The organism is Leptospira langatensis, from assembly GCF_004770615.1.
Classification (GTDB): domain Bacteria; phylum Spirochaetota; class Leptospiria; order Leptospirales; family Leptospiraceae; genus Leptospira_B; species Leptospira_B langatensis.
Genome location: NZ_RQER01000011.1, coordinates 73109 through 93812, shown reverse-complemented (window position 1 = coordinate 93812; position 20704 = coordinate 73109). Strand labels below are relative to the sequence as shown.

18 protein-coding genes and 1 pseudogene are annotated in these 20704 nt (G+C 45.8%); 6 read left to right on the top strand and 13 right to left on the bottom strand.

Annotated features, from left to right (window positions below):
• Positions 1 to 58 precede the first annotated feature (58 nt).
• The 8 genes from lsa25 (EHO57_RS16535) to EHO57_RS16500 all read right to left on the bottom strand — a co-directional run bounded on the left by lsa25 (EHO57_RS16535) (position 59) and on the right by EHO57_RS16500 (position 9247).
• Positions 59 to 727 (bottom strand): surface adhesin Lsa25, encoded by a 669-nt coding sequence (gene lsa25, locus EHO57_RS16535; RefSeq protein ID WP_135641922.1) that lies wholly within the window; start codon positions 725 to 727, stop codon positions 59 to 61.
• Positions 728 to 737: 10 nt separating this feature from the next.
• Positions 738 to 2261 (bottom strand): Omp85 family outer membrane protein, encoded by a 1524-nt coding sequence (gene omp85 / locus EHO57_RS16530; protein ID WP_135641920.1) that lies wholly within the window; start codon positions 2259 to 2261, stop codon positions 738 to 740.
• Between the two features lie 530 nt (positions 2262 to 2791).
• Complete coding sequence (lsa25, locus tag EHO57_RS16525) at positions 2792 to 3460, bottom strand: surface adhesin Lsa25 (protein ID WP_135641918.1); 669 nt, start codon at positions 3458 to 3460, stop codon at positions 2792 to 2794.
• 10 nt (positions 3461 to 3470) lie between these two features.
• Positions 3471 to 4997 (bottom strand): Omp85 family outer membrane protein, encoded by a 1527-nt coding sequence (gene omp85 / locus EHO57_RS16520; protein ID WP_135641916.1) that lies wholly within the window; start codon positions 4995 to 4997, stop codon positions 3471 to 3473.
• Positions 4998 to 5232: 235 nt separating this feature from the next.
• Positions 5233 to 5709 carry an acyl-CoA carboxylase biotin carboxyl carrier protein subunit gene (locus tag EHO57_RS16515; RefSeq protein ID WP_135641914.1) on the bottom strand — a complete coding sequence of 159 codons (477 nt, stop codon included), beginning with the start codon at positions 5707 to 5709 and terminating at the stop codon, positions 5233 to 5235.
• Positions 5706 to 7181, bottom strand: a complete 1476-nt coding sequence (locus tag EHO57_RS16510; RefSeq protein WP_135641912.1) for an acetyl-CoA carboxylase biotin carboxylase subunit — start codon at positions 7179 to 7181, stop codon at positions 5706 to 5708. The genes EHO57_RS16515 and EHO57_RS16510 overlap by 4 nt, the downstream gene beginning before the upstream one ends.
• Positions 7178 to 7975, bottom strand: coding sequence for a lysophospholipid acyltransferase family protein (locus EHO57_RS16505; protein ID WP_135641910.1), 798 nt, complete (start codon positions 7973 to 7975; stop codon positions 7178 to 7180). Before EHO57_RS16505 ends, EHO57_RS16510 begins: the two co-directional genes overlap by 4 nt.
• 150 nt (positions 7976 to 8125) lie before the next feature.
• On the bottom strand, positions 8126 to 9247 hold the full coding sequence (locus EHO57_RS16500; protein ID WP_135641908.1) for an LIC11274 family protein: 1122 nt from the start codon (positions 9245 to 9247) through the stop codon (positions 8126 to 8128).
• 134 nt (positions 9248 to 9381) lie between these two features.
• Between EHO57_RS16500 and EHO57_RS16495 the strand changes: the two genes are divergently transcribed.
• The 4 genes and pseudogenes from EHO57_RS16495 to EHO57_RS16480 all read left to right on the top strand — a co-directional run bounded on the left by EHO57_RS16495 (position 9382) and on the right by EHO57_RS16480 (position 13254).
• Complete coding sequence (locus tag EHO57_RS16495; protein WP_135641906.1) at positions 9382 to 10263, top strand: DUF2225 domain-containing protein; 882 nt, start codon at positions 9382 to 9384, stop codon at positions 10261 to 10263.
• 77 nt (positions 10264 to 10340) lie between these two features.
• Positions 10341 to 11168 carry a tRNA pseudouridine(38-40) synthase TruA gene (truA, locus tag EHO57_RS16490; RefSeq protein WP_135641904.1) on the top strand — a complete coding sequence of 276 codons (828 nt, stop codon included), beginning with the start codon at positions 10341 to 10343 and terminating at the stop codon, positions 11166 to 11168.
• Positions 11169 to 11440: 272 nt separating this feature from the next.
• Positions 11441 to 11992: pseudogene (locus tag EHO57_RS16485) on the top strand (hypothetical protein); the annotation flags it as partial.
• The gene (locus tag EHO57_RS16480) at positions 11989 to 13254 is read left to right on the top strand and encodes an LIC11270 family surface protein (protein ID WP_135641900.1); all 1266 of its coding nucleotides are present in this window, start codon (positions 11989 to 11991) and stop codon (positions 13252 to 13254) included. The pseudogene EHO57_RS16485 and the gene EHO57_RS16480, both read left to right, overlap by 4 nt.
• Before the next feature lie 80 nt (positions 13255 to 13334).
• Here the strand turns inward: EHO57_RS16480 and EHO57_RS16475 are convergent, their stop codons facing one another.
• The 4 genes from EHO57_RS16475 to EHO57_RS16460 are packed head-to-tail and all read right to left on the bottom strand — an operon-like array spanning position 13335 to position 17718.
• A complete protein-coding gene (locus tag EHO57_RS16475) occupies positions 13335 to 14327 on the bottom strand; it encodes an adenosine kinase (protein ID WP_135641898.1) in 993 nt (330 codons plus the stop codon).
• A gap of 45 nt (positions 14328 to 14372) precedes the next feature.
• Entirely contained in the window at positions 14373 to 15278 is a 906-nt protein-coding gene (locus tag EHO57_RS16470; RefSeq protein ID WP_135641896.1) for a 50S ribosomal protein L11 methyltransferase, read from the bottom strand.
• Positions 15275 to 16036 carry a PrsW family glutamic-type intramembrane protease gene (locus EHO57_RS16465; protein WP_135641894.1) on the bottom strand — a complete coding sequence of 254 codons (762 nt, stop codon included), beginning with the start codon at positions 16034 to 16036 and terminating at the stop codon, positions 15275 to 15277. Before EHO57_RS16465 ends, EHO57_RS16470 begins: the two co-directional genes overlap by 4 nt.
• Entirely contained in the window at positions 16033 to 17718 is a 1686-nt protein-coding gene (locus tag EHO57_RS16460) for an energy transducer TonB family protein (protein ID WP_135643219.1), read from the bottom strand. The genes EHO57_RS16465 and EHO57_RS16460 overlap by 4 nt, the downstream gene beginning before the upstream one ends.
• Before the next feature lie 105 nt (positions 17719 to 17823).
• Here EHO57_RS16460 and EHO57_RS16455 point away from each other — a divergent pair, with 105 nt between their 5' ends.
• Complete coding sequence (locus EHO57_RS16455; protein ID WP_135641892.1) at positions 17824 to 19221, top strand: glycine--tRNA ligase; 1398 nt, start codon at positions 17824 to 17826, stop codon at positions 19219 to 19221.
• Between the two features lie 9 nt (positions 19222 to 19230).
• Here the strand turns inward: EHO57_RS16455 and EHO57_RS16450 are convergent, their stop codons facing one another.
• Positions 19231 to 20055 (bottom strand): zinc metalloprotease, encoded by an 825-nt coding sequence (locus EHO57_RS16450; RefSeq protein ID WP_135641890.1) that lies wholly within the window; start codon positions 20053 to 20055, stop codon positions 19231 to 19233.
• 130 nt (positions 20056 to 20185) lie between these two features.
• On the opposite strand from EHO57_RS16450, the gene EHO57_RS16445 reads away from it, so the two are divergent.
• Complete coding sequence (locus EHO57_RS16445) at positions 20186 to 20668, top strand: GNAT family N-acetyltransferase (RefSeq protein ID WP_135641888.1); 483 nt, start codon at positions 20186 to 20188, stop codon at positions 20666 to 20668.
• Positions 20669 to 20704: the final 36 nt, after the last annotated feature.

The window sequence follows — 20704 nt, the reverse complement described above, 5'->3', positions numbered from 1 at the left end:
AATTCAAGCTACGAGATCGATTCCACTAAAAGCAATCGATCTCGTATTGATGATCTTCTTATCTTACGCAACGAACGAAGTAACGGGTGATCTTAGTAAAACTCTCGTCATCCCCAAAATTACTAAGGGAGAAGGACACGGCTCTCGCTGTCTTCCCGCTTGCATCCTGCTCGTTCGCTGTAGATGACCAATAATAGTCGTCTATCGTATTCGGGAATTTCAAGATCATGAAGTTCCGGCTATTCGAGCTCAGATACTTTAGCTCTAAGAAATTAGCTACTCTCCAGCCGCCTCCAGCCGTCCCATCACTCGCACAAGAATCGTATGCTTCCGAGCTTGCACCACTGCCGGCAGTTAATGTCTGCGGAATTCCTAACGTATTGCAGGACTCCAAATTCACACTGCAGTATTGGAGTTGTTTCGCTCCGTATGTTCCGGGGTTCGTTACACTTCCCGCTGAACCTTGGCAGTCATAATGGCTCGCTGTTCCGCTGAACGTTTGGCCTTGTGTGCAAGTCTTCCAGGTCAAACCACTGATGCTATCTGTAGTTGTACCATCCCCGTTCACAGTGAAATTCTCGAAGAAGGCCGCTCCTGCGATCAGTTGGCTTGTATCTTCTGATGCTAATCCATAACGACTATGATCTATTTTCTCTTCGCAACCTACGAATCCAAGGAACGCAAGGGACAAAAAGACGATTAATTTAATAAAATTGAATATTCTCATTTCCCTATCCTTAGAACGCGTGGCTGAAGTTAACGAATAGCTGTTCGTCCTCTCGCGACTTAGCATAATCGATCATGATGATCGTTGCCTGGTTCCATGCGATACGAAGTCCTATCCCTCTGGAGTATTTATATCCTTGCAGTCCGACCTTATGCTCATCATCCCAAACCCTACCAAAATCGAAGAAAGGAACCAAGTTGAAGGCAAAATGCTCTCCTCCAATAGAAGTCTGAGCAAATTTCCAGCGGATCTCTAAGTTACCCCAACCCATCATTCTACCTACGAATCGGTCTTGCTTATAGCCTCGAATCGTACGAAGACCTCCGAGTCCTCCGATCAATCCTTCCGTTCCCCACATATTCCTATATTCGAAGAAGGGAACGTCTCCGTCGGATAATCCCGCTCCGAATCGAGAAGCTAACACCAGTTTGTCGAATGTCTTCGGGAACGGACTCCAGAAGAATTTTCCCTGAGCGAAGTATTTCTGAAAATTAAAGTCGGAGCCGAATGCTTTACTGTTCTTTTCATACGTGGCCTCTAAGAAGACCCCGCTATTCGGATCCGGCTCGAAGTCTCGAGTATCATACACAAGGCCCAAGCGGAGAGAGTTTACGTATCCTCCGTGATATCCTTTGATCTTACCCGCTTCTTCGTCTTGGGTCAAACGGGTTTTTCCGTTCGGGACTTCTGCTCCATATCCTACTCCAAAGAGAGGATCGTAACCCATCGCCTTTTTGCCATCGAATGTATTGATGATATTGTCGGAAACTTTCAACCCTGTCACCAAACGCACCGTTCCGCCGAAAAAGGATCTCTCCGTACTGAGGTTGATCATTGGAGTTGCTATCTGGTAACGATTGTACATCTTATCGGTGACCACGAAACCAGGTTGGCTAGGAATTCCGTAGTAAGTGTTCCCACCAAAATTGACCGGATCTTGGGGACCTCCCGGTCTATAGTAACTTAGATTATTAGCCTGATTGTTATAAGTAGCGTTCGTATATTGTTGGCCACCCGGTTGGTTCCGATCCGTATAATTCAGTGTCTTCATGGAATCCTGACCGATCCCAAAATAAAGGGTGGTAGGGGTAATGGTCAGGAAAGCATCCCCTCTCAAGCGCCATTGAGTATCCCCAATAAAGGGCATGTCCAAACTCAACTGATGGTACTGAGCGTTCTTATTCGTATTAAAATATTGAGCGAAGAAACGGGTTCTATACGGAGTGTAATCGAAAAGAGGATCTACTTTCTTTCCGTTATTGTATGCGTAAACCCTCACGCCATAACCGATCCCTTCGTTCGGGTCGGAGTTTAATAGAGGTAAACCAGTTGGATACCAACCTTCTTTCTTTATGGCAAGATCTTTGGCACAAAGTTGTTTTGTAACGTCCATTGGGAACGGTAAATTCGTTCTAGGAGCCGGCTTGGCACAGCCTGGCGTAGGAGGTCCTTCTTGGGCTTTCAGTTCGATTCCCGCTATGGTTATGGCAAAGCAAGTAGCCAATACCAACGAATGAAATCCTCTAATCCTCATGCGTCCTCCGACATAAGATTTTAAGTTCTTCGTTATTAGTTTAGCTTCCGCTTATGTCAATTGAAAATTCCGAATTAAAAAGTTGATGAGACCTTGTAGATAGTGCCTTAGTTCCATCACAAAGCATCGAAATTTAGTTTTTCTTAATGATTACGGATCCGTAAATCAGCCGAGAACCCAAAATATAAGTGAGTTATAAGTAAAATAAAGAAGTATCTAACGCAATTCGTGAGATACGCTTATAGAAGAAGAGAAGGATTCTTCAAAATGCATCAAGTAATTCTAAAATCGATATAGGAATTTCGCCGAAAATGTTTTGGATCTTATGATCCAGTAAAGGAGAGAAAGATCAGGATCGAGTTTCTACTGCAACGATCCTGATCAGTGATCTGATTTGTGGAGTTTTTAAAACGCTTCTCTGAACGGAATGATCACAATAAATCTGTAATTGTTCCGTTCTTTCGATAGATCGCAATACAGAAAAGCAGGCCAACGCAGATCGCAGTGGCCCACTTTCGATTCGATATTTTCTATCTTACGCAACGAACGAAGTAACGGGTGATCTTAGTAAAACTCTCGTCATCCCCAAAATTACTAAGGGAGAAGGACACGGCTCTCGCTGTCTTCCCGCTTGCATCCTGCTCGTTCGCTGTAGATGACCAATAATAGTCGTCTATCGTATTCGGGAATTTCAAGATCATGAAGTTCCGGCTATTCGAGCTCAGATACTTTAGCTCTAAGAAATTAGCTACTCTCCAGCCGCCTCCAGCCGTCCCATCACTCGCACAAGAATCGTATGCTTCCGAGCTTGCACCACTGCCGGCAGTTAATGTCTGCGGAATTCCTAACGTATTGCAGGACTCCAAATTCACACTGCAGTATTGGAGTTGTTTCGCTCCGTATGTTCCGGGGTTCGTTACACTTCCCGCTGAACCTTGGCAGTCATAATGGCTCGCTGTTCCGCTGAACGTTTGGCCTTGTGTGCAAGTCTTCCAGGTCAAACCACTGATGCTATCTGTAGTTGTACCATCCCCGTTCACAGTGAAATTCTCGAAGAAGGCCGCTCCTGCGATCAGTTGGCTTGTATCTTCTGACGCTAATCCATAACGACTATGATCTATTTTCTCTTCGCAACCTACGAAACTAAGCAGCGCAAAGGACAAAAAGACGATTAATTTAATAAAATTGAATATTCTCATTTCCCTATCCTTAGAACGCGTGGTTAAAGTTGATGAATAACTGTTTATCTTCTCGAGAAACAGCGTAGTCCAAGATGATGATTGTGGTCTGGTTCCATGCGATACGCAAACCGGCACCCTTAGAGTACTTATAGCCTTTCAGTCCTACTCTATGCTCATCATCCCAAACCCTACCAAAGTCGAAGAAAGGAACCAAGTTCAAGGCAAAGTGCTGGCCGAGTACCGAGAACTGAGCGAACCTCCAACGAAGTTCGATATTACCCCAGCCCATGGCGCGACCCACGAATCTGTCTTGTTTATAACCTCTTAATGTGGTTCTTCCTCCTAAACCGGAGATCACCCCTTCCGTTCCCCACATATTCCTGTATTCGAAGAAGGGAGCGTCCCCATCGGTCAATGAGAAACCGCCACGGCCCGCAACGACTAACTTATCAAACACTTTCGGGAACGGACTCCAGAAGAATTTTCCCTGGGCGAAATACTTGGAATAATCGTAATTCGATCCGAATGTCTTAGCGGATTTTTCGTAAGTGGCCTCTAAGAAGACCCCTTGGTTCGGATCCGGCTCCAGATCTCGAGTATCATACACGAGTCCCAAACGGAGAGTGTTCACAGTTCCACCGTGATACCCCAGGATCTTTCCTGCGTTTTGGTCTTCCGTAAGTTTGGTAGTACCGTTAAACGCCATTCCGCTGGAATTTACCGGAAGTCCGCCGAGTAACGGATCTGTTCCTGGCACTTGTGTTCCGTCGAAGGTACGGATAATGTTTTGAGACAATCTCATACCGGCAACTAGACGAACAGTTCCACCTACATACGCTCTTTCCCCGCTCAAATTTGCGGTCGGAGAAATGATATTATAACGATTGTATAATGCGTTTGTGGTATTGAAACCCGGCTGGGATTGGAATCCACTATAGACTCCTCCATTATTCCCCAAGGCCACCGGATCTCCAGGACCACCCGGTCTGGTATAAGCTAAGTTCTTTTGCTGATCCGCAAAAGTAGCGTTCGTATATACCTGTCCACCGTTCTGGTCTCTATCTTGGTAGCTCAATGTATGAAGAGAAGACTCCCCTATCCCGAAGAATAAGGTGTTCGGGTTCGCGTCATACACACCTTCCCCGCGTAAACGCCACTGGGTGCCGAATACATAGGGAGCGTCGAATGCGATATCTTGGTACTGACGATGCTTAGTAGTATTGAAATACTGAGCATAGATCCGGAATTTATACGGAGTATATTCGAAGAAAGGATCGTCCTTCGTTCCGTTATTGTACGCGAATACGCGAACGCCGTAACCGACACCAGTATTCGGATCCGAGTTCAAGAGAGGAAGTCCTGTTGGGAACCAACCTTCTTTCTTCTTTTCTAAATCTTTCTTACATAGTTGTCTTTTCGGGCTTACGTAAAACGGAAGATCTTTTCTTTCTGGAGGTTTCTCACAACCGGAGAGCACATCTTGTGCTGACACCTCTTGTAAAGAAATTATGGCCAATATAGCGATGACCCCTACGCTACGGAGGATATGCTTCATGCAAAAACCTGAATTTTTTTATGGAATTCGCAAGTTATAATAGTGTGAGAACCGTTGTCAAATTTATTCCTACAACCGTTCTTTATCGAGTATGCTCTATCTTGGATCTTGAAGCAATATTCTAAAATTCGCCGATCAAATGTTCGAAATAAAAATGATACTTTTCATCGGAATGAAATCTTTTAGGCATACTCCGTCTTCTTACGGAATAAAAGATTTGTTTGATGGATGAATATTAAGAAAGCAAAACCAAGAGTTGGTCTTGGGAAACTATATCCCCAGGTTGAGAATGCACTTCTTTTACATCCGCATCCAGTCCGGCCCTTAGGGCATGTTCCATCTTCATCGCTTCGACTACGGCGAGGGTTTGGCCCTTCTTTACCTTGTCCCCAGGCTTCACCTCCATCTTGATGATCTTGCCGGGCATTGGGCTCTTGATCTCGAACTGAGCCGCTTCCGAATTGGAAGATTCCTTTCCCTTAATAGAGAATTGAAAGGTCTTACCTTTGGTATGAATATATAATTTACCACTTTTTAATAGAGCTACGGAGCCATCCGGCAAAGAGTAAGATCCGTCTTCTTCCTTTGTCCAAGAATAATGAGTAAGTAGGGATTCCCAACCATTCTCCGGGTCCAGCAATCTAGAAGAAGATTCTCCTAGATCCAAGACGTATTCTTTTTCCTTCCAACGAAGTCTGAATGTTCGATTCAAAGAATTTCTCCCCAGAGTCCCTTCGGACCGACTGCTTCCCAAACAGAAGAAGATTGAACCGTTCTGGAAACCAAGAAAGAGGCCGTCTTCGCCAATGCCTCTTTCTCCTCTCCTACTTCTTCCCATTCTATCTTATGCTTTTCCAGGAAATGAGTATTTGTATGTCCCGATACAAATTCAGAATGTTCTAATATTCCTCTTAAGTAATTTACGTTTGTGACGGGCCCGAAGATCACAGTATGTTCTAATCCTGCGATCAGGTTCTTTCTGGCTTCTTCTCTAGTTTTTCCGTAACCTATGATCTTTGCAAGCATCGGATCGTAATATAGAGAGACCTCGGAACCGGTGACCACTCCCGAATCCACTCTTAGGTTTTGCTGGTCCGGGAATTTAGCGAGCTCGATGCGTCCGATAGAAGGTAGAAACTCATTCTCCGGATCTTCCGCATACAAACGCACTTCGATCGCATGCCCAGTTTGTCCCGGTTCCTTTCCTTGCAAAAGACTTGCAAGAGTGTTTCCTTCTGCAATTCGGATCTGCCATTCTACTAGATCGAATCCGGTGACAGCTTCCGTAACAGGATGTTCTACCTGCAGTCTGGTATTCATTTCCAGGAAGTAGAAGTTTCCGTCTTCTCCCAAAATGAATTCCACTGTTCCTGCACCTAGATATCCGATGGAACTCGCCGCTTGTACTGCAACCTCGCAGATCTTCTGTTTGATCTTTGGATCCAGATTCGGAGCAGGAGATTCCTCTACTACCTTTTGGTGCCTTCTCTGGATAGAGCATTCTCTCTCGAAAAGATGGATCACATTCCCGGAAGAATCCCCGAATACCTGCACTTCTATATGTCTAGGATTTATAATATACTTTTCTAAGAAGACTCTTGCGTCTCCGAATGCATTCCCCGCCTCTCTTTGTGCGGATTCTAAGGAAGGAAGGAACTCCTCTTTCGAGAATACCCGTTTCATTCCTTTTCCACCGCCCCCGGCGCTGGCCTTGATCATGACCGGAAATCCGATCCTCTCCGCTTCTTTTAACAATACAGAAGGTTCCTGAGAATCTCCTTCATAACCCGGAACCACAGGAACTCCTGCCTTCTCCATGGCGGCACGAGAACGTATCTTGTCTCCCATTAGATCAACAGTCTCGGGTCTCGGTCCTAAAAATGAGACCTTTGCCTGGTACAGTGCCTTTGCGAATTCGGTCTTCTCCGAGAGAAATCCGTATCCAGGATGGACCGCGTCCGCACCCGTTGCCTGGACCGCCTTGAGTATATTAGGAATTACTAAATAAGATTTAGAAGGCTCGGATCCTCCTAAATAAAAGGACTCGTCCGCATTCTTTACGAAGGGAGAATCCTTGTCGGCATCCGAATACACCGCAACCGTTTTGATCCCGAGTCTTTTGCAAGTTTTCTGGATGCGCAGAGAGATCTCTCCGCGATTTGCTATGAGTAATTTCTGGATCACTTTGGACCGACTGTGGTTGTTTCTCTAACTGTCCCTATCTCTGAGTCCAGATCGATCTTTGCCTGGCTCATGGTTTGATAGAGGAAATCCCGGAATGCTTCCCAAGTCTCGTGGGTCCAAGGCTCGTATCTTCCGATGAATTTATAACCCACTTTAGTATGCATAGGCTCCGTTTGGTAGCGAGTGATCCCTGATTTCAAGACTACAACGACTGGGATCTTGTTCTCGAATGCGAGCTTGATCATTCCCTTTTGCATGGGCTGAATGATCTCAGAATAGGAATTATGACCTTCCGGATATACGATATAAGAATTGGTGGAGAGACCCTTGATCACATTCCGAACGGAAACAGCAATAGTAGTCGCCTTGGAAGTCTCGAATACTTGGGATCCCATTGCTTTCATCCACCAATACGCTACAAGGGTCTTCTTAATGACTTGGTTTGCAAGATAAGGTCTATTCACGATCAGACAGTCGTAAGGAAAATCGATCTCGTTCACATGATTCAAGAAGATCAAATGTCCCTTTTCCGGGATCTGGATCTCATTCTTTACGATGAGCTCCGTCTTTGTCATTTTGATCACTGCATTTCCCCAAGTCTTGGAACCCCTTAAGAAGGCTTTGTATTGTCTTTCCTTCTTTCCTATGATCGCATAAAAAATCCCGGCAACCATACTAGGAAAGGCCACTGTAAAGACCAATCTCAATGTTACAATATAGGTGCGTAATACTAAGTTACGGTACTTCTTGGAAAACCTGCCCAATCGGCTTTCCATAAACTTGAGTGGATTCATGCAAGCTATGCTTTACGAGTCCCGTGGGCAAGGAAAGCAAATTCTTGAACACTCAATGAGAAGAAAAAGGTTTTAACTTACGATGTTCGTTTAAGAAAGATAAGAAGAAATAAGAACGCCGGCAGAATGCCGGCGTTTGCTAAGTCCGTTTTATTTGTTACTAGGTTGCTGCGCGTTTTGTTTCGCTTTCTTACTGCCCGGAGGGATCTTATCTCCCAGAAGTTTTTTACGAGTGTCCGCATCCCAACGAAGATAGAGCTTATTGTCGATCTCGTCGTCATAAACCCTTCCGAGAATATCCACTGCATCTCTACGATAGTCGTCCGGAATTCTCTTATCAAATACAGGACTCATTTTAGCGTCCGCTCTTACTAATGGATTCGTAGAGAAGTCGTAAGTCACCCCTTCTATGGAAACCACTTCGCCCGGGGTCATCTCTCCCAGTTCATTGCGAACGTCTTCCGTCTTAGCGTCAGATCTTTGCAGGAAATAATTATCGTATGGATACTTAAGCTTGAAGATATTCATCGCATTAGCTCTTGCATCCCGGCAAAGATTGATCGCTCCGATATACATTTCGATACGGTGCTTTCTATGTTCCGGTTGGAGCTTCTGGTGTCTCTCCAAATGCTTTTCTATTTTGAGTGCGTTATTTCTAGCATCCTTGGCTTCTCCCAAGAATTGGTATCCTAACTCCATATTCTTTTCGATGGTGTATTTGTTCACCACGTAATGGAATTCTCTAGGATTGTACATCCTACGAGTGAAGGGAGCCTCACGATTCTCCTTGATGTCCGCACGAATATAACTGGTCTTTCCGTATTCTACAGAGATGTCCACGAGAGCCTTGTCCAAGGGACTGTTCGGGTTCTTCTTCTCGATAGCCGTCTTTAAGATCTCTTCCGTGCGCTCGACATAGGCTTGGGATACTTCTTCCAGAAGAAGTTCCATTCCAAGCTGAGCCTCCAAGAATCTGCGATAGGAATTCACATGATTTCCTTCGAAGAAGTACAGAAGCCCTTCTTGGTACAGCCTCTTCAACTCTTTGTATTTAAGCAGTCTCTCCCCGTCACCTTGCGCTTGTTGGTTTTGCGCATTGGCACCTCCCGCCTGCTTTACCTCGCCGGGATAATTTTTAACGATAGGCTCAATCACTCTTAAATAGGTTAATAACTCTATCCGCTTCTTATACGATTTCATAGACACGGCTTCTCCGTGCAATAGAGCGGGTGCGACTAACATCGCAGTCATGAAAACGAGAAGTTTCTTCATTGGCGGACCTTTTCCTTAGCTTCTCCGTGCGGAGATCGGGTTCAACCCGAAAATCGTGCTTTTCTTCTTAGTCTATCGGTTAGAATACGGTGAGAATTGACGCTTCCGGATGCATTTTTCCGGAATTTCTTCCTATGACAGCAACTGCATTAGCCCAAGGCAAAAAAATCTCCTTCCGAAACAAGGAAGATACGGTTTGTCCGATCTGCAACGAAGTCCACCAAAGGGAGAGCATGTTCCAGGGTGGAGGGAGGCTGATCGCAGGCAAGCTCACCCAGGAATTACGTCGCCTTTACGAGAAAAACAAGAAATTTGGACGTGTTTCTCCCAATGATTACGTTCTGAATGTTTGCCCTCGCTGTCTTTATACCAGTTTTCCCAAGGACTGGAGCACTATGGATGCGGACGAACTCGCGAAACTCCGTGAATCCGCGGAGATCCGCCGCAAGAATATAGAGCTGATCATGGGTCCTGTGGATTTTTACCAGGAAAGAAACCTGATCCTGGGAGCCGCCTCCTATCTCTTAGCTATCGAATGCTACCAAAGCCGCAAGGTCACAGTCGCACCGACTCCTAAAAAGGCGGTCTGCGCCGTCCGCGGAGCCTGGTATTTCGATGATGTAAATACCGAATTCCCAGGAATGGGCTACGATAAGGTCCGAGACCTTCTCTACCAAAAATCGGCAGGTTGGTACACGGACACAATGGAGATCATGCAGTCCGGTTCTGAACCGGTGGATGCGGCCTCCTATCTCTTGGGCCCGGATACGGACAAGAACTGGGGATTCGACGGAGTCATTTATCTTTCTGCGTATCTTACCATGAAGTTCAAGGAAGAATTGTCCTCAGACCAGGCTTCTAAATTGAACCTTCTGATCCGAGCCAAACGGACCCTTTCCAGATTGTATGGATCCGGAAAAGCTTCTAAGTCCAAACCTTCCGTCATCATCGATATGGCCAAAGAACTCTACGACGAATACAATAAGATCATCGAAGAGATGGGCGGAGAAAAATAAGCATTCGCTTTTTTGAATATTCTTCCATTTGCGCCTTCTTCCATTTGCAAATTCTACTAATAAGCTGTCCTTAACCTATGACGGAAGATCCTAGAAATTACGCCCTTCTCATCGAGTTCGATGGCGGTTCCTTCTTCGGTTACCAAAGCCAAAAACAATCTCCCACCGTTCAGGAGGAAATTGAAAAGGCACTACTCGTACTTCTCAAAAAATCGGTCCGGATCTGGGGAGCAGGTAGGACGGACACGGGAGTTCATGCTCGGGGAATGATCGTGAACTTTAAGACAGATTTCCCGATCGAGAATCTCTCCAAGTTCTTGTTGGGAATGAATGCTCTCACCGACCGGGGTCTGTCCATTCTGGGGATTACAGAGGTTCCCTTAGAATTCAATTCTCAGTTCTCTTGTACTGCCAGAGAATATGAATATCTTCTGATCAATGCCAGATTCCCCCGCCCTATCTGGAAAAACCGAGCGTTTTGGTACCAACATCGGATTGACGTCTCCCGCTTAAGAGAAGAACTAGAACTTCTAAAGGGAGAACACGACTTCAGAAGTCTCGCAAAAGCGACTTCTATGCGGAACCGTAGGACCACTGTCAGGGTCATTTACGATGCAAGCGTGATCGAAAGCCAGGAGGAGCCTGGCCTTCTTCGACTGAGGATCAAGGCAAACGGGTTTCTCCATAATATGGTCCGTATCTTGACCGGAACCCTTTTTGAGATCGCGATAGAGAAGCGCAAAGAGACGAATATATTGAAAATACTTTCCTCCAAAGACAGAACAATCGCCGGTATCACTCTGCCTCCCTATGGACTGTATTTCTTAAGAGCTTACTACGACTCTTATCCACAGATCGATCGTCTTTATAAGGAAAGGAACGAATTCGAAGGAGTGCCTCGATGAGACGATTCCTTCCGCTTACCTTTTTATTTCTGCCTTGGACGGGCATCTTTTCCATTCCCACGGAACTGGATCAGAAAACCGTAAAGTACTTGGGTGGGAATAAGATAGATTCCCCCATGAACTACCTGAATATGGGCAATAGTTTTCGGAACGGAGAACTGATCCTGGCCCAAGCGGGGAATCTTCCTTCTTCCGGACTAAGCCGTACTGAGAAAAAAGAAAAACAGGACGAAGACGAAGAAGCCTTAGAGGAAGAATCCGCTCCCGCATTCTACGATAACCGAAAACCGGAGTTAGGCTTTTGGATCGGTGCTTCCAACCCGTTTCCTGGATCGGCCGCGCAACAGGTCTTGGACACTACATTGGGTGGAGGGTTGTTCTTTCGAGTTCCTTGGCCTTGGCTCTTCTATTTAGAGTTCGGTTCTTCTTATTCCAATTATCTTTCCAGATCGGAAAGGGCGCTGACCACCATCCCTGTGTATGGCGCACTCTGCTACAAGATCCCGATTGAACTTCCTATTGCGTTTATGCTCAAGGCGGGAATGGGAGAAACGTATGTAGTCGCAAGACCTGCCAATACGTCTCGTTGGGACCATACCATGTATGCAGGTTTTGAAGCTAGTTTTATTGCGGGAAAAAAACTTCGGATCGGTATCCGAGTAGACTATAATAAAATTTACGAATCTGATTTGAATGCGCCTACAGCCACTAAGTATCCTTATGTAGGTCCGACAGTGGAATCTAGATTAAACGATCCTTATTATTATAAAACGGTGAATACTGAGTTCTTTCATTTCGGTTTGATGGTGAGCGTGTTCTTATGATACAAAAGGGCCTGAAACTTCTATTCGTATATTCCTTCGCTCTTGCCTTTGGGCCGAATTGTAAGGTTGGTCATTGGCAAGGGAATGCTACGAGCGATCCGGTAGTGAGTACTCTATTTAATACTAGAATGCTCTTACTCATGAAGGGGACTTATGCTACGGACAACCCTTTGGACTTCAGTGAGTACAATAACGGTACAGGAACTTTCTATAAAGATCCTTCGGGAGATCCTAGTTTCAATTTGGGTGGTCTTCCTAAAGCATACAATCTTCCGATTTACATCGATATCGGTGAGGTCCGTATTTCTTCTAAATTACAGGAAGGAATAGGCGGCCTCTCTCAGATCCGAACCGCGGCCCAAGCAAAGGCCTTCTGGAACTATATCGCTCCGAATCGCGAGGTATATTGCACTCAACCTTATACTCTGAACTCGAATACATGCAGCCAACAGAACGGGATCTTTAAGATGGTCCAATTCCTAAACGGAGAAGGCGCCGAGTATCCATCTAACGATCCCACTGCGGGGACCTCCGATGGACAACCGAGCCAGTATTATTATACCGGAACTTATATCCGAAACCTGGTTACTGCCTGGGGAAATTCTCCGGGTGTCAACCTGAGCACCGTCACCTTTTTCGATAACTACGGGATCAACGGATTCAATATTGTTCCAAGGCTTGCCTATCCTGCTGGAACCGTGGACAAGTCCACCTACCCTCTGATCTTTCCTCTTCTGTATTCTGTACAGACCGGAGAAGCGGATATGGATTTCAAACCGGGGTACGAGTCGTATATCTTTGAAGTGAGAATGAACCTTAAGGAAAACTTAATGGTCCATTCGATCGCCGGGACCGACGGATCGGCCGCGGCAACTCTCATTTCCATTAGCGATTGGAAAACGAACCACGCAGGCCAATCCGATATTGGAGGAGGGATCTTGTCCAGATCCAGGACCATTTATCCGAGCACCGCTTCTTCTTTAGAAGTTTCGAATGGAACCGGAAGTCTTACGCATTATCTTGCAGTGTTTAGAGCGGGAGAAACAGACATTCTAAAGAAGCTTCCGTTAATTGCTTCTCCTGCGAGAACCGGAACAGTGAAATTCAAGTATATCAACCCGGGACTGCATAAGCTGTATTGCTTGGCGGATACTGCCTATGTGGACGGTTTCCCGGATACGGTCGTAGGAACTCCGATGACCTTCTCCGTTCCGGAGAATGGGAACATGGGAACTGTTTCTCTCACCTATTCTTGTCCGTAATCTAGATCCGGATCGATTCTCAAAGAAAAGGCCGAACATCAAGTCCGGCCTTTTGTATATTCTCGTTTTGGAATATTGTCTTATTTTCCTAGGATCTCTTCCTGGCGGCCCATAAGTCGGACAGTGAGCCTAGGTCCGATCTCTTGCACGATCCTAGAAGCCACGTAATTTCCCCATTTCACCGACTTTTCAGGAGTGAATCCATGGGTAAGACCATATAGTACTCCCGCAGCAAAACAGTCCCCTGCCCCGGTCGTATCAATCAATTCTTCTACGGAGAACCCGCTCACATGTCGGATCACTCCCTTTTCCGAGAAGAAGGCGCCATTCGATCCGTCGGTCATCATCACATGATCGCAAAGAGAAGCCACATATTTCAGGGACTCTTCCTTGGATGGATTTCCGGAGAGTGCTTTGGCCTCTTCTACATTACAAAAAACTAAATCACAGTATTCCTTGGTGAGTCGGATAAAATCCTCTCTGGAACGATTCACACAGAATGGGTCGCTGTAAGTAAAGGCAACCTTTACTCCCGCTTTCCTGGATTCTTCCATGGTCAGTATACAAGCTTCTTTTGTAGAAGGTCCATCCCAAAGATATCCTTCCACATAACTATACGCCGATGCCCTCAGTTTTTCCAGATCTACATCGTGCTTCGTAAGAGTCGTTGAGATCCCTAGGTGAGTGAGCATTGTCCGTTCTGCATCCGGAGTGGTAAGGACCACGCAGGTACCCGTATGTCCATCGTTGGAAGGTTTTACCTCGAATAGGATCCCGGCTTTCTCCATGTCCTGCTTATAGAATTCCCCATAGGTATCCTCTGTCACCTTTCCGGTATATGTCCCGGTTCCTCCGGAATTCGCGAGTGCGATCATAGTATTCGCAGCGCTTCCCCCGGATCTGAGTTCTTTCTTATGCTCGTCCAATGAGGTAAGCACTTTCCCTTGCGTTTCCGCATCGACCAGGGTCATGACTCCCTTGGTCCAACCCAATTTCGTTATGAAAAGATCTTCTGTGGGAACAAGTATGTCCACGAGAGCATTCCCGATCCCGAATACATCGTAATGTTTCATTTTTTCTCCGTGATTTTCTATAAGGATTTTTTAATATTTAAATCTTTAGCGGGTCCACTCTATGAGTTCCCAGCCGTTTCTGGAATCCTCGTAAACGAGTCTTCCTCCCACGTCTGTCTTCAATAGTTCCAGGAATTCTTCCTTTCTTTCTGTGATGACTCCGCTAAATAAATAATGCTTGGTCTTGAGAGCTGCGATCTTGTCCATATTTGCCTTCAACACAGCGAAGGTAATATTAGCAACGCATAGATCGTATTCTTCTTCCCTGATCAAAGGATGGTCGAATCCGCCTTCCTCTACCTGTAAGAGATCTTCGGTGATCTTATTCTCATCCCGATTGAATACGGAAGATCGGACCGCATTCGGATCTATATCCACTGCGACGATCTTAGAGGCCTTCAATCTTGCTGCCGCTACCGAAAGGATCCCGGAACCTGCCCCTATGTCTGCGACCCTCTTCCCTTCCAATCCCAGAGAGCCTAAGCGAGACAGAACGAGCCTTGTGGTTTCATGATGTCCAGTCCCGAAAGCCAGACCTGGATTGATATATACTGGGACAGAGTCTTTCTTTTCCGGGACTTGGTTCTTTTCCCAGTCTTCCTTCTCCCAAGTAGGAACCACCCAAAAGACGCCGACGGAGAAGGGTTTATAGAATTCCTTATAGGCCTCTTCGTATTCCTTAGTCTCGATCCAACGTGCTTCCGCAAAGGAATTCTCAGGAGCGACAGTTTGCAAATAGATCCAGATCTTTGCTTCGGAGACCGTATCCTCTTCTGCTAAATAGACTCGGATCGGAGTGTTGTCGGAGATGATCTCTTCTCCTGGTTTGCGAGGTTCTTCTCTATCGAACAAGATTTCGTAATATCCTGCGACCTGCCATTCGTCTAGTAAGGCGGAAAAATCTTCTGCAAAGTCTTTGGGTATGGATACCTTGATCTCTCTGTATTTCAACGGATTGTCTCAGACAGGCTGGGTTTCAATATTTCTTCCTTTGTGTAAGAAGTTTTGGCGACTTCTAAAATATATTTGCGTCTGTCCTTTACGATCCAAACCCAGATCCCTACGAAAAGCGCCATAGCGATCCAGACGCCGAACCTTCCGCTCGGAAAGACAAAAAAATCGAATAGTCCGTGCTGGGCCACTGCGAGTAGGAATCCTTTCAGTATATACAGGACCTTTTCGCCATAAGGTTTGTAATTGCTTTTGATCAGAAAAAGTGCGAAGCAAAGATTCACAAGTAAATGTGCATTCGAAGATTTTAATGTTCTTACGATGAAGGTCGGAACCCGATCCTGTTCGTTCGCGGACATGATATATTGGTAATTCTCTATCCCTGCGAATCCGAGACCTACAAATCCTCCGATGATGAATGTCTCCGGTAGGAATGTCATAGTATGTCTGTCGAAGGAGATGAGAAGGGCGAGTATAAGGATGAGCATTGACTTGCAGAGTTCTTCCATCATTCCCGCCTTGATGAATGCAAGAAAGACTGTTTGGGAGAGTATGGACTTACTTACCTTTGCACTGATAGAAGTTTCCGGCCAAAGAAATGCGCTTAATTTTAAAACTAACTCAGTGGAGATCCAACCGAGCACTAAGGAAAAAACGATAGCGGTGAATAGACGTGTTTGGTTCGTCTTCGGATGAGTATACACCAGATAGAACGCCCAAGGAAGAATGCTTAAGACCGCAAGAAGACCTATATTCATAGTTCCTCCATATAGCGCCCATCATACATGTTCACTAATTCCTTTTGCAATTCTGTGGGCATCGCATCCGGATTGATCGCGCCGTTCCAGAACAATTCGGTTACTCGAATATAACCTTTCATATTCGGAGGGGGCATCATGGGGGAGAGATTCTCGATCAACTCCAAAGTCCTTCGGTCCTGCTCCGGATACACGGAATGCTCCACGAGTTGCACATCCACGACTTCTCCTTCGGGAGTGATTGTATAGGCCACCACGCAGGAATAATTCTGAGGAGCGCTTCTCCAATAATCCATGAAGGATTCGTAAGTTCTCATCTTGGCGGAGATATAATTGGAATACGTAGGAGGGAGTTTCTTTCCCTTGATCCGTTTGACTTCTCCCTTGACCCTTCCTTCTTCGGCAGGCTTTTCGTTCGGGAGTCTTTCGCCCATTTCCGAATTCGGAGTGTCGGTTCCTGTGATCACCCCGCCATTCAATCCTTCTGTTTCTTCGGGAAGGTTCGGATCTATGAACCAATATTCTACTTGGTTCTCGGGAGTATAATGGCTGTTCGGCCTTCCCTTCTCCTCTTGCTTTTGTCGACTCATCATTGTGGGAATGATCAGGATCAAGCAGAGAATGACGAGATGCACAAGCACACTTAACGCTAGATTGTTCGCAAAACCGGGGCGCAAACCTGTTGCGGGAAGCTTAGCGTGAAAGGATCTTCGTAGCAACCATCCGGAGAAGAATCCGACGGAAACGAATAATACTAAGGCGACGAGCCAGGGCCAAGGAGTGGACGCCCAGGCAAAGAATTGTTTGTCCGAGATCCCAGGCTTTAAGCCCAGAGCAGCCAAAAACCGGATCCCGAATGCAGGTTCCAAAAAGGAAAAAAAGAAAGTAGAGAATAATAATAAAAGAAGAAGGAATACGAATAGGATCGGGAATCCTCTCCACAGATTTCCGTTATAGATATGACCCCAACCAGGGAGGATAGCATCCCTGACTTTTGAGTTCCTTCTCTTTCTTTTAGAAGAAGGAGAATCTTCGGTCTCGATCGCGCGAGCATCCTTGCTTTGTCGGACGAACCAGGCCCAGGGTCTTCTGAAGATAAAGACAGGCCTCCTGGCAGACATCATTCCGGCGAGCGCAATCGTCCAAGGAAAGAAGATCCAAAGGCTTTCGGAGAATACCAGAAAGGTCGCCATCTTGGTGCGAAAGATATCGTCGTACGTAAAATATCCGGTGAACAGGATCAAACAGATAAGTGCGATGAATACAAGAATGGAATTCGTGATCGGAGGATTCCCTTCTCCGGGTCTCAACCTGTTCCGAACGAACCTCGCCTGCAAAAGAAGAATGATGAGTCCCGATATGAATAGAAAGGTAAGTACCCCTACCCCGTAAAATTTGGGTTCTTCCGGAGTGAGTAAGACGAGCGCGTTAAAGATCTGCTCTGCTTCCGGGGAGAAAAGAAGAAGGAACTCCAACGGATAGAGAATAGATGCGATCGCAATTTGTAATACGATAGAGGAGAAGGCTGTTCTGCGGATTTCCTTATGATACGGAAATGCGAACAAGACACCGAGTGGGAAGAAAATACCAAAGCCTATAAAAGGGGAAATCCATGAGAGAAAATTAATCCCCCAGGCGACCACTTTTCTTTTTCGGGCATCGGCTGTGAGAGTCGCGAGCATCCTTGTCCATTGGACCCCATCACGTTCCGGAAGCAAACAAGAATTGGCAAACTCCCCGGGAATTTAATACTTTATCGCGAATCCTATGCGAGAATCATTGGACTCATGGAGAAAAAAGAAACCCTAGACGCCTCTCTCAAGGACATTGTGTCCGTTTGCAAACGAAGAGGTTTTGTATACCCAGGATCCGAGATCTACGGAGGTCTTTCCAACACGTTCGATTACGGTCCGTACGGAGCCGAGCTTCTCCATAATTTAAAAAGGCTCTGGTGGAAACATTTCGTTCACCTGAGAGAAGACGTGGTCGGTTTAGATTCTTCTATCCTACTCAATCCGAAAGTTTGGGAAGCTTCCGGACATGTTTCTAATTTTAACGATCCTCTTATCGATTGCAAGAATTGTAAGACTAGGATCCGCGCGGACAAATTCTTAGAAGACCAAAAAGGAGAAGGCGCCGCAACCGGACTCACCTTGGAAAAGATGAATGAGGTCATTAAGGCAGGAAATTTCGCCTGTCCAAGTTGCGGGAATCGAGGCACTTTTACAGAAGCCAGAGACTTCAACCTGATGTTCAAGACTTCTCACGGAGCTTCCGCAGAAGATTCACAGGACATCTACCTTCGTCCGGAAACCGCTCAAGGTATCTTTATCAATTTTAAGAATGTGATCTCAACGACTCGTAACAAGATCCCATTCGGGATCGCTCAGATCGGAAAGTCCTTCCGGAACGAGATCATGGCAAGACAATTCGTTTTTAGGACCAGAGAGTTCGAGCAGATGGAGATGGAATTCTTCTGTGAGCCCGGAACACAAAAAGAATGGTTTACTCATTGGGTGGATTATTGCCTTCGCTTCTTAGTTGATCAAGTAGGATTAAAAAAAGAGAATCTGAAGATCAGAGAGCATGAGAAGGAAGAGCTTTCCTTCTATAGTGAAGCAACTTCCGATATCGAATACAAGTACGGATTCGGTTGGGGAGAGCTTTGGGGCATCGCTTCCAGAACGGATTACGATCTAGGCCAACATGAGAAATTCTCCGGCGAAGATCTGAAATACCAAGACCAGGCAGCTGGCAAGAAATACGTGCCTTATGTTGTAGAACCGGCCCTCGGATTGAACAGACTCTTCTTAGCAACCGTAACAGACGCATATGCAGAAGAGAAACTGCCTGACGGAGAAACAAGAACAGTGCTTCGGTTCTCTCCTAAGATCGCTCCTGTAAAAGTTGGGATCTTCCCTCTTATGAAGAAAGACGGGCTGCCTGAACTCGCTAAGTCTATTTTCGCGGATCTTTCTAATCTGGGGAATATGGAATACGACGAAGGTGGAGCGATCGGAAAGAGATACAGAAGACAGGACGAGATCGGAACCCCGTATTGCATTACAGTAGATTATGATTCCTTAAAGGATCAAACGGTTACCGTTCGGGAAAGAGATAGCATGTCCCAGGAAAGGATCGCAATTTCTTCTCTCAAATCGTATTTTGCGGATAAGATCCTTTAAGAGATCCACTCAAGGAGTGTAGTTGCGTATATCCGCAATGCACTCCGATCCGAAGATCAACGGATTTGTCCCCGGACTAAAGCTATTCACTCGGTCGTCCCCGAGAGCCCAATACATCCCGCAAGTAGTGTTCGAACAATGACTCCCGTGCGCCGTATCTTGGTGGTCGGAAGAAAGAGGAATTCCTGCGTTTACCAGGCCTAATGCATGACCCAGCTCATGGGTCACTGTCATTTGCTCCGCCTTCTTCACATGATCGGGAGAGATGCTGTCCTGAAAATGATTTATAATTTCCTTAAATACGAAAACAACAGGGGCTCCAATCCCGAAGGCTCCGGAAACTGTTACTGCGATCACTCCCGAATTCTCAGCCAAGGATCCCTTTACAAAGACCACTTGGAATTTCGTAGACTGAAAATTGGAAGATTGCTCCTTGTATTTCGAGGCCAAGGCCAAAAGCTGATTGATGGACCAGGTAGATCTTCCTTGGTCCGGAAATTCTTCCATAGAACTTAGATCTTGGGGAACATTCACGTCCACGGTGTAACCACGGTCTGCAAACGCATTTACCAAATTGCTTTCCGTCACACTCCAAATGGAGGTAGTCGGTGCCGTGGCAAAATTTCCGGTAAAAGGCTCCGCCCCATTCTCATAAGCAATCTCCACGCTCGCGGAACGAACACTGGAAAAGTAAACGGAAGAACGATCCGGGTCGGTTAAGATCAAATAATCCAGGGCCAGAAAGCCCTGTATCAAAGGAGAAGATTCCCCTTTCTGGTTTTCGCAATTAGAACAGAACAATATAAGAAGAAGTAAAATTGCGCGAAAAAACATAAGTACTTTCTATACATAACAAATCTAAGGAGAAGATTTGCAAGTATTTGGACTGAGTAAGTGCAAAGTTTCCAACCAAGAAGGAAAAAATACTCCACAGTCCAAACGAGTTTTTAAGAGAATTATAAAAATGCAAGAACCGATATTGACGATCCGGCCGATCCTTCCCGAAAACAGAGAAGCTGTGATCGAGTTAGTAAATCAATTCTTCCGAATGGTGAACCGTTTTCAATTGGACGGGGTCTTTCGCATTCGCCCGAGAGCAGCTGCCAAAATGGTGGACATCTATCTGAAGCTTAGAGGCACGGATAAGATCGTTTTCATAGGAGGCTTCGTAGAAGAAGAACTCGTCTCCATTCTGATCGCAAGAGTAGAAGAGAAACCATATTTAGAGGAAGAACAGAATCTATTCATAGATCTAGCGATCACCAAACAAGGAAAAAGAAAATCGGGCTATATGAAACCACTGGTGGAAGAGACTTTCCGTTGGGCAAAAGAGAAAGGGATCTTGGCAATAGAGCTCAGAGCAATCTCCGAAAACGAAGGCGCGGTAGAATTCTGGAAGAAAATGGGATTCGACCCATTCTATGTGAGATTCAGGAAGTTGGTATAAAAACGAGAGCGGCCCCCGCCCAATCGAACGACCCTA

Coding starts and splice junctions, on each gene's coding strand:
- lsa25 (WP_135641922.1), bottom strand. CDS start 727: ATGAGAATATTCAATTTTATTAAATTAATCGTCTTTTTGTCCCTTGCG.
- omp85 (WP_135641920.1), bottom strand. CDS start 2,261: ATGAGGATTAGAGGATTTCATTCGTTGGTATTGGCTACTTGCTTTGCC.
- lsa25 (WP_135641918.1), bottom strand. CDS start 3,460: ATGAGAATATTCAATTTTATTAAATTAATCGTCTTTTTGTCCTTTGCG.
- omp85 (WP_135641916.1), bottom strand. CDS start 4,997: ATGAAGCATATCCTCCGTAGCGTAGGGGTCATCGCTATATTGGCCATA.
- EHO57_RS16505 (WP_135641910.1), bottom strand. CDS start 7,975: ATGAATCCACTCAAGTTTATGGAAAGCCGATTGGGCAGGTTTTCCAAG.
- EHO57_RS16500 (WP_135641908.1), bottom strand. CDS start 9,247: ATGAAGAAACTTCTCGTTTTCATGACTGCGATGTTAGTCGCACCCGCT.
- EHO57_RS16495 (WP_135641906.1), top strand. CDS start 9,382: ATGACAGCAACTGCATTAGCCCAAGGCAAAAAAATCTCCTTCCGAAAC.
- truA (WP_135641904.1), top strand. CDS start 10,341: ATGACGGAAGATCCTAGAAATTACGCCCTTCTCATCGAGTTCGATGGC.
- EHO57_RS16480 (WP_135641900.1), top strand. CDS start 11,989: ATGATACAAAAGGGCCTGAAACTTCTATTCGTATATTCCTTCGCTCTT.
- EHO57_RS16475 (WP_135641898.1), bottom strand. CDS start 14,327: ATGAAACATTACGATGTATTCGGGATCGGGAATGCTCTCGTGGACATA.
- EHO57_RS16465 (WP_135641894.1), bottom strand. CDS start 16,036: ATGAATATAGGTCTTCTTGCGGTCTTAAGCATTCTTCCTTGGGCGTTC.
- EHO57_RS16460 (WP_135643219.1), bottom strand. CDS start 17,718: ATGCTCGCGACTCTCACAGCCGATGCCCGAAAAAGAAAAGTGGTCGCC.
- EHO57_RS16455 (WP_135641892.1), top strand. CDS start 17,824: ATGGAGAAAAAAGAAACCCTAGACGCCTCTCTCAAGGACATTGTGTCC.
- EHO57_RS16450 (WP_135641890.1), bottom strand. CDS start 20,055: ATGTTTTTTCGCGCAATTTTACTTCTTCTTATATTGTTCTGTTCTAAT.
- EHO57_RS16445 (WP_135641888.1), top strand. CDS start 20,186: ATGCAAGAACCGATATTGACGATCCGGCCGATCCTTCCCGAAAACAGA.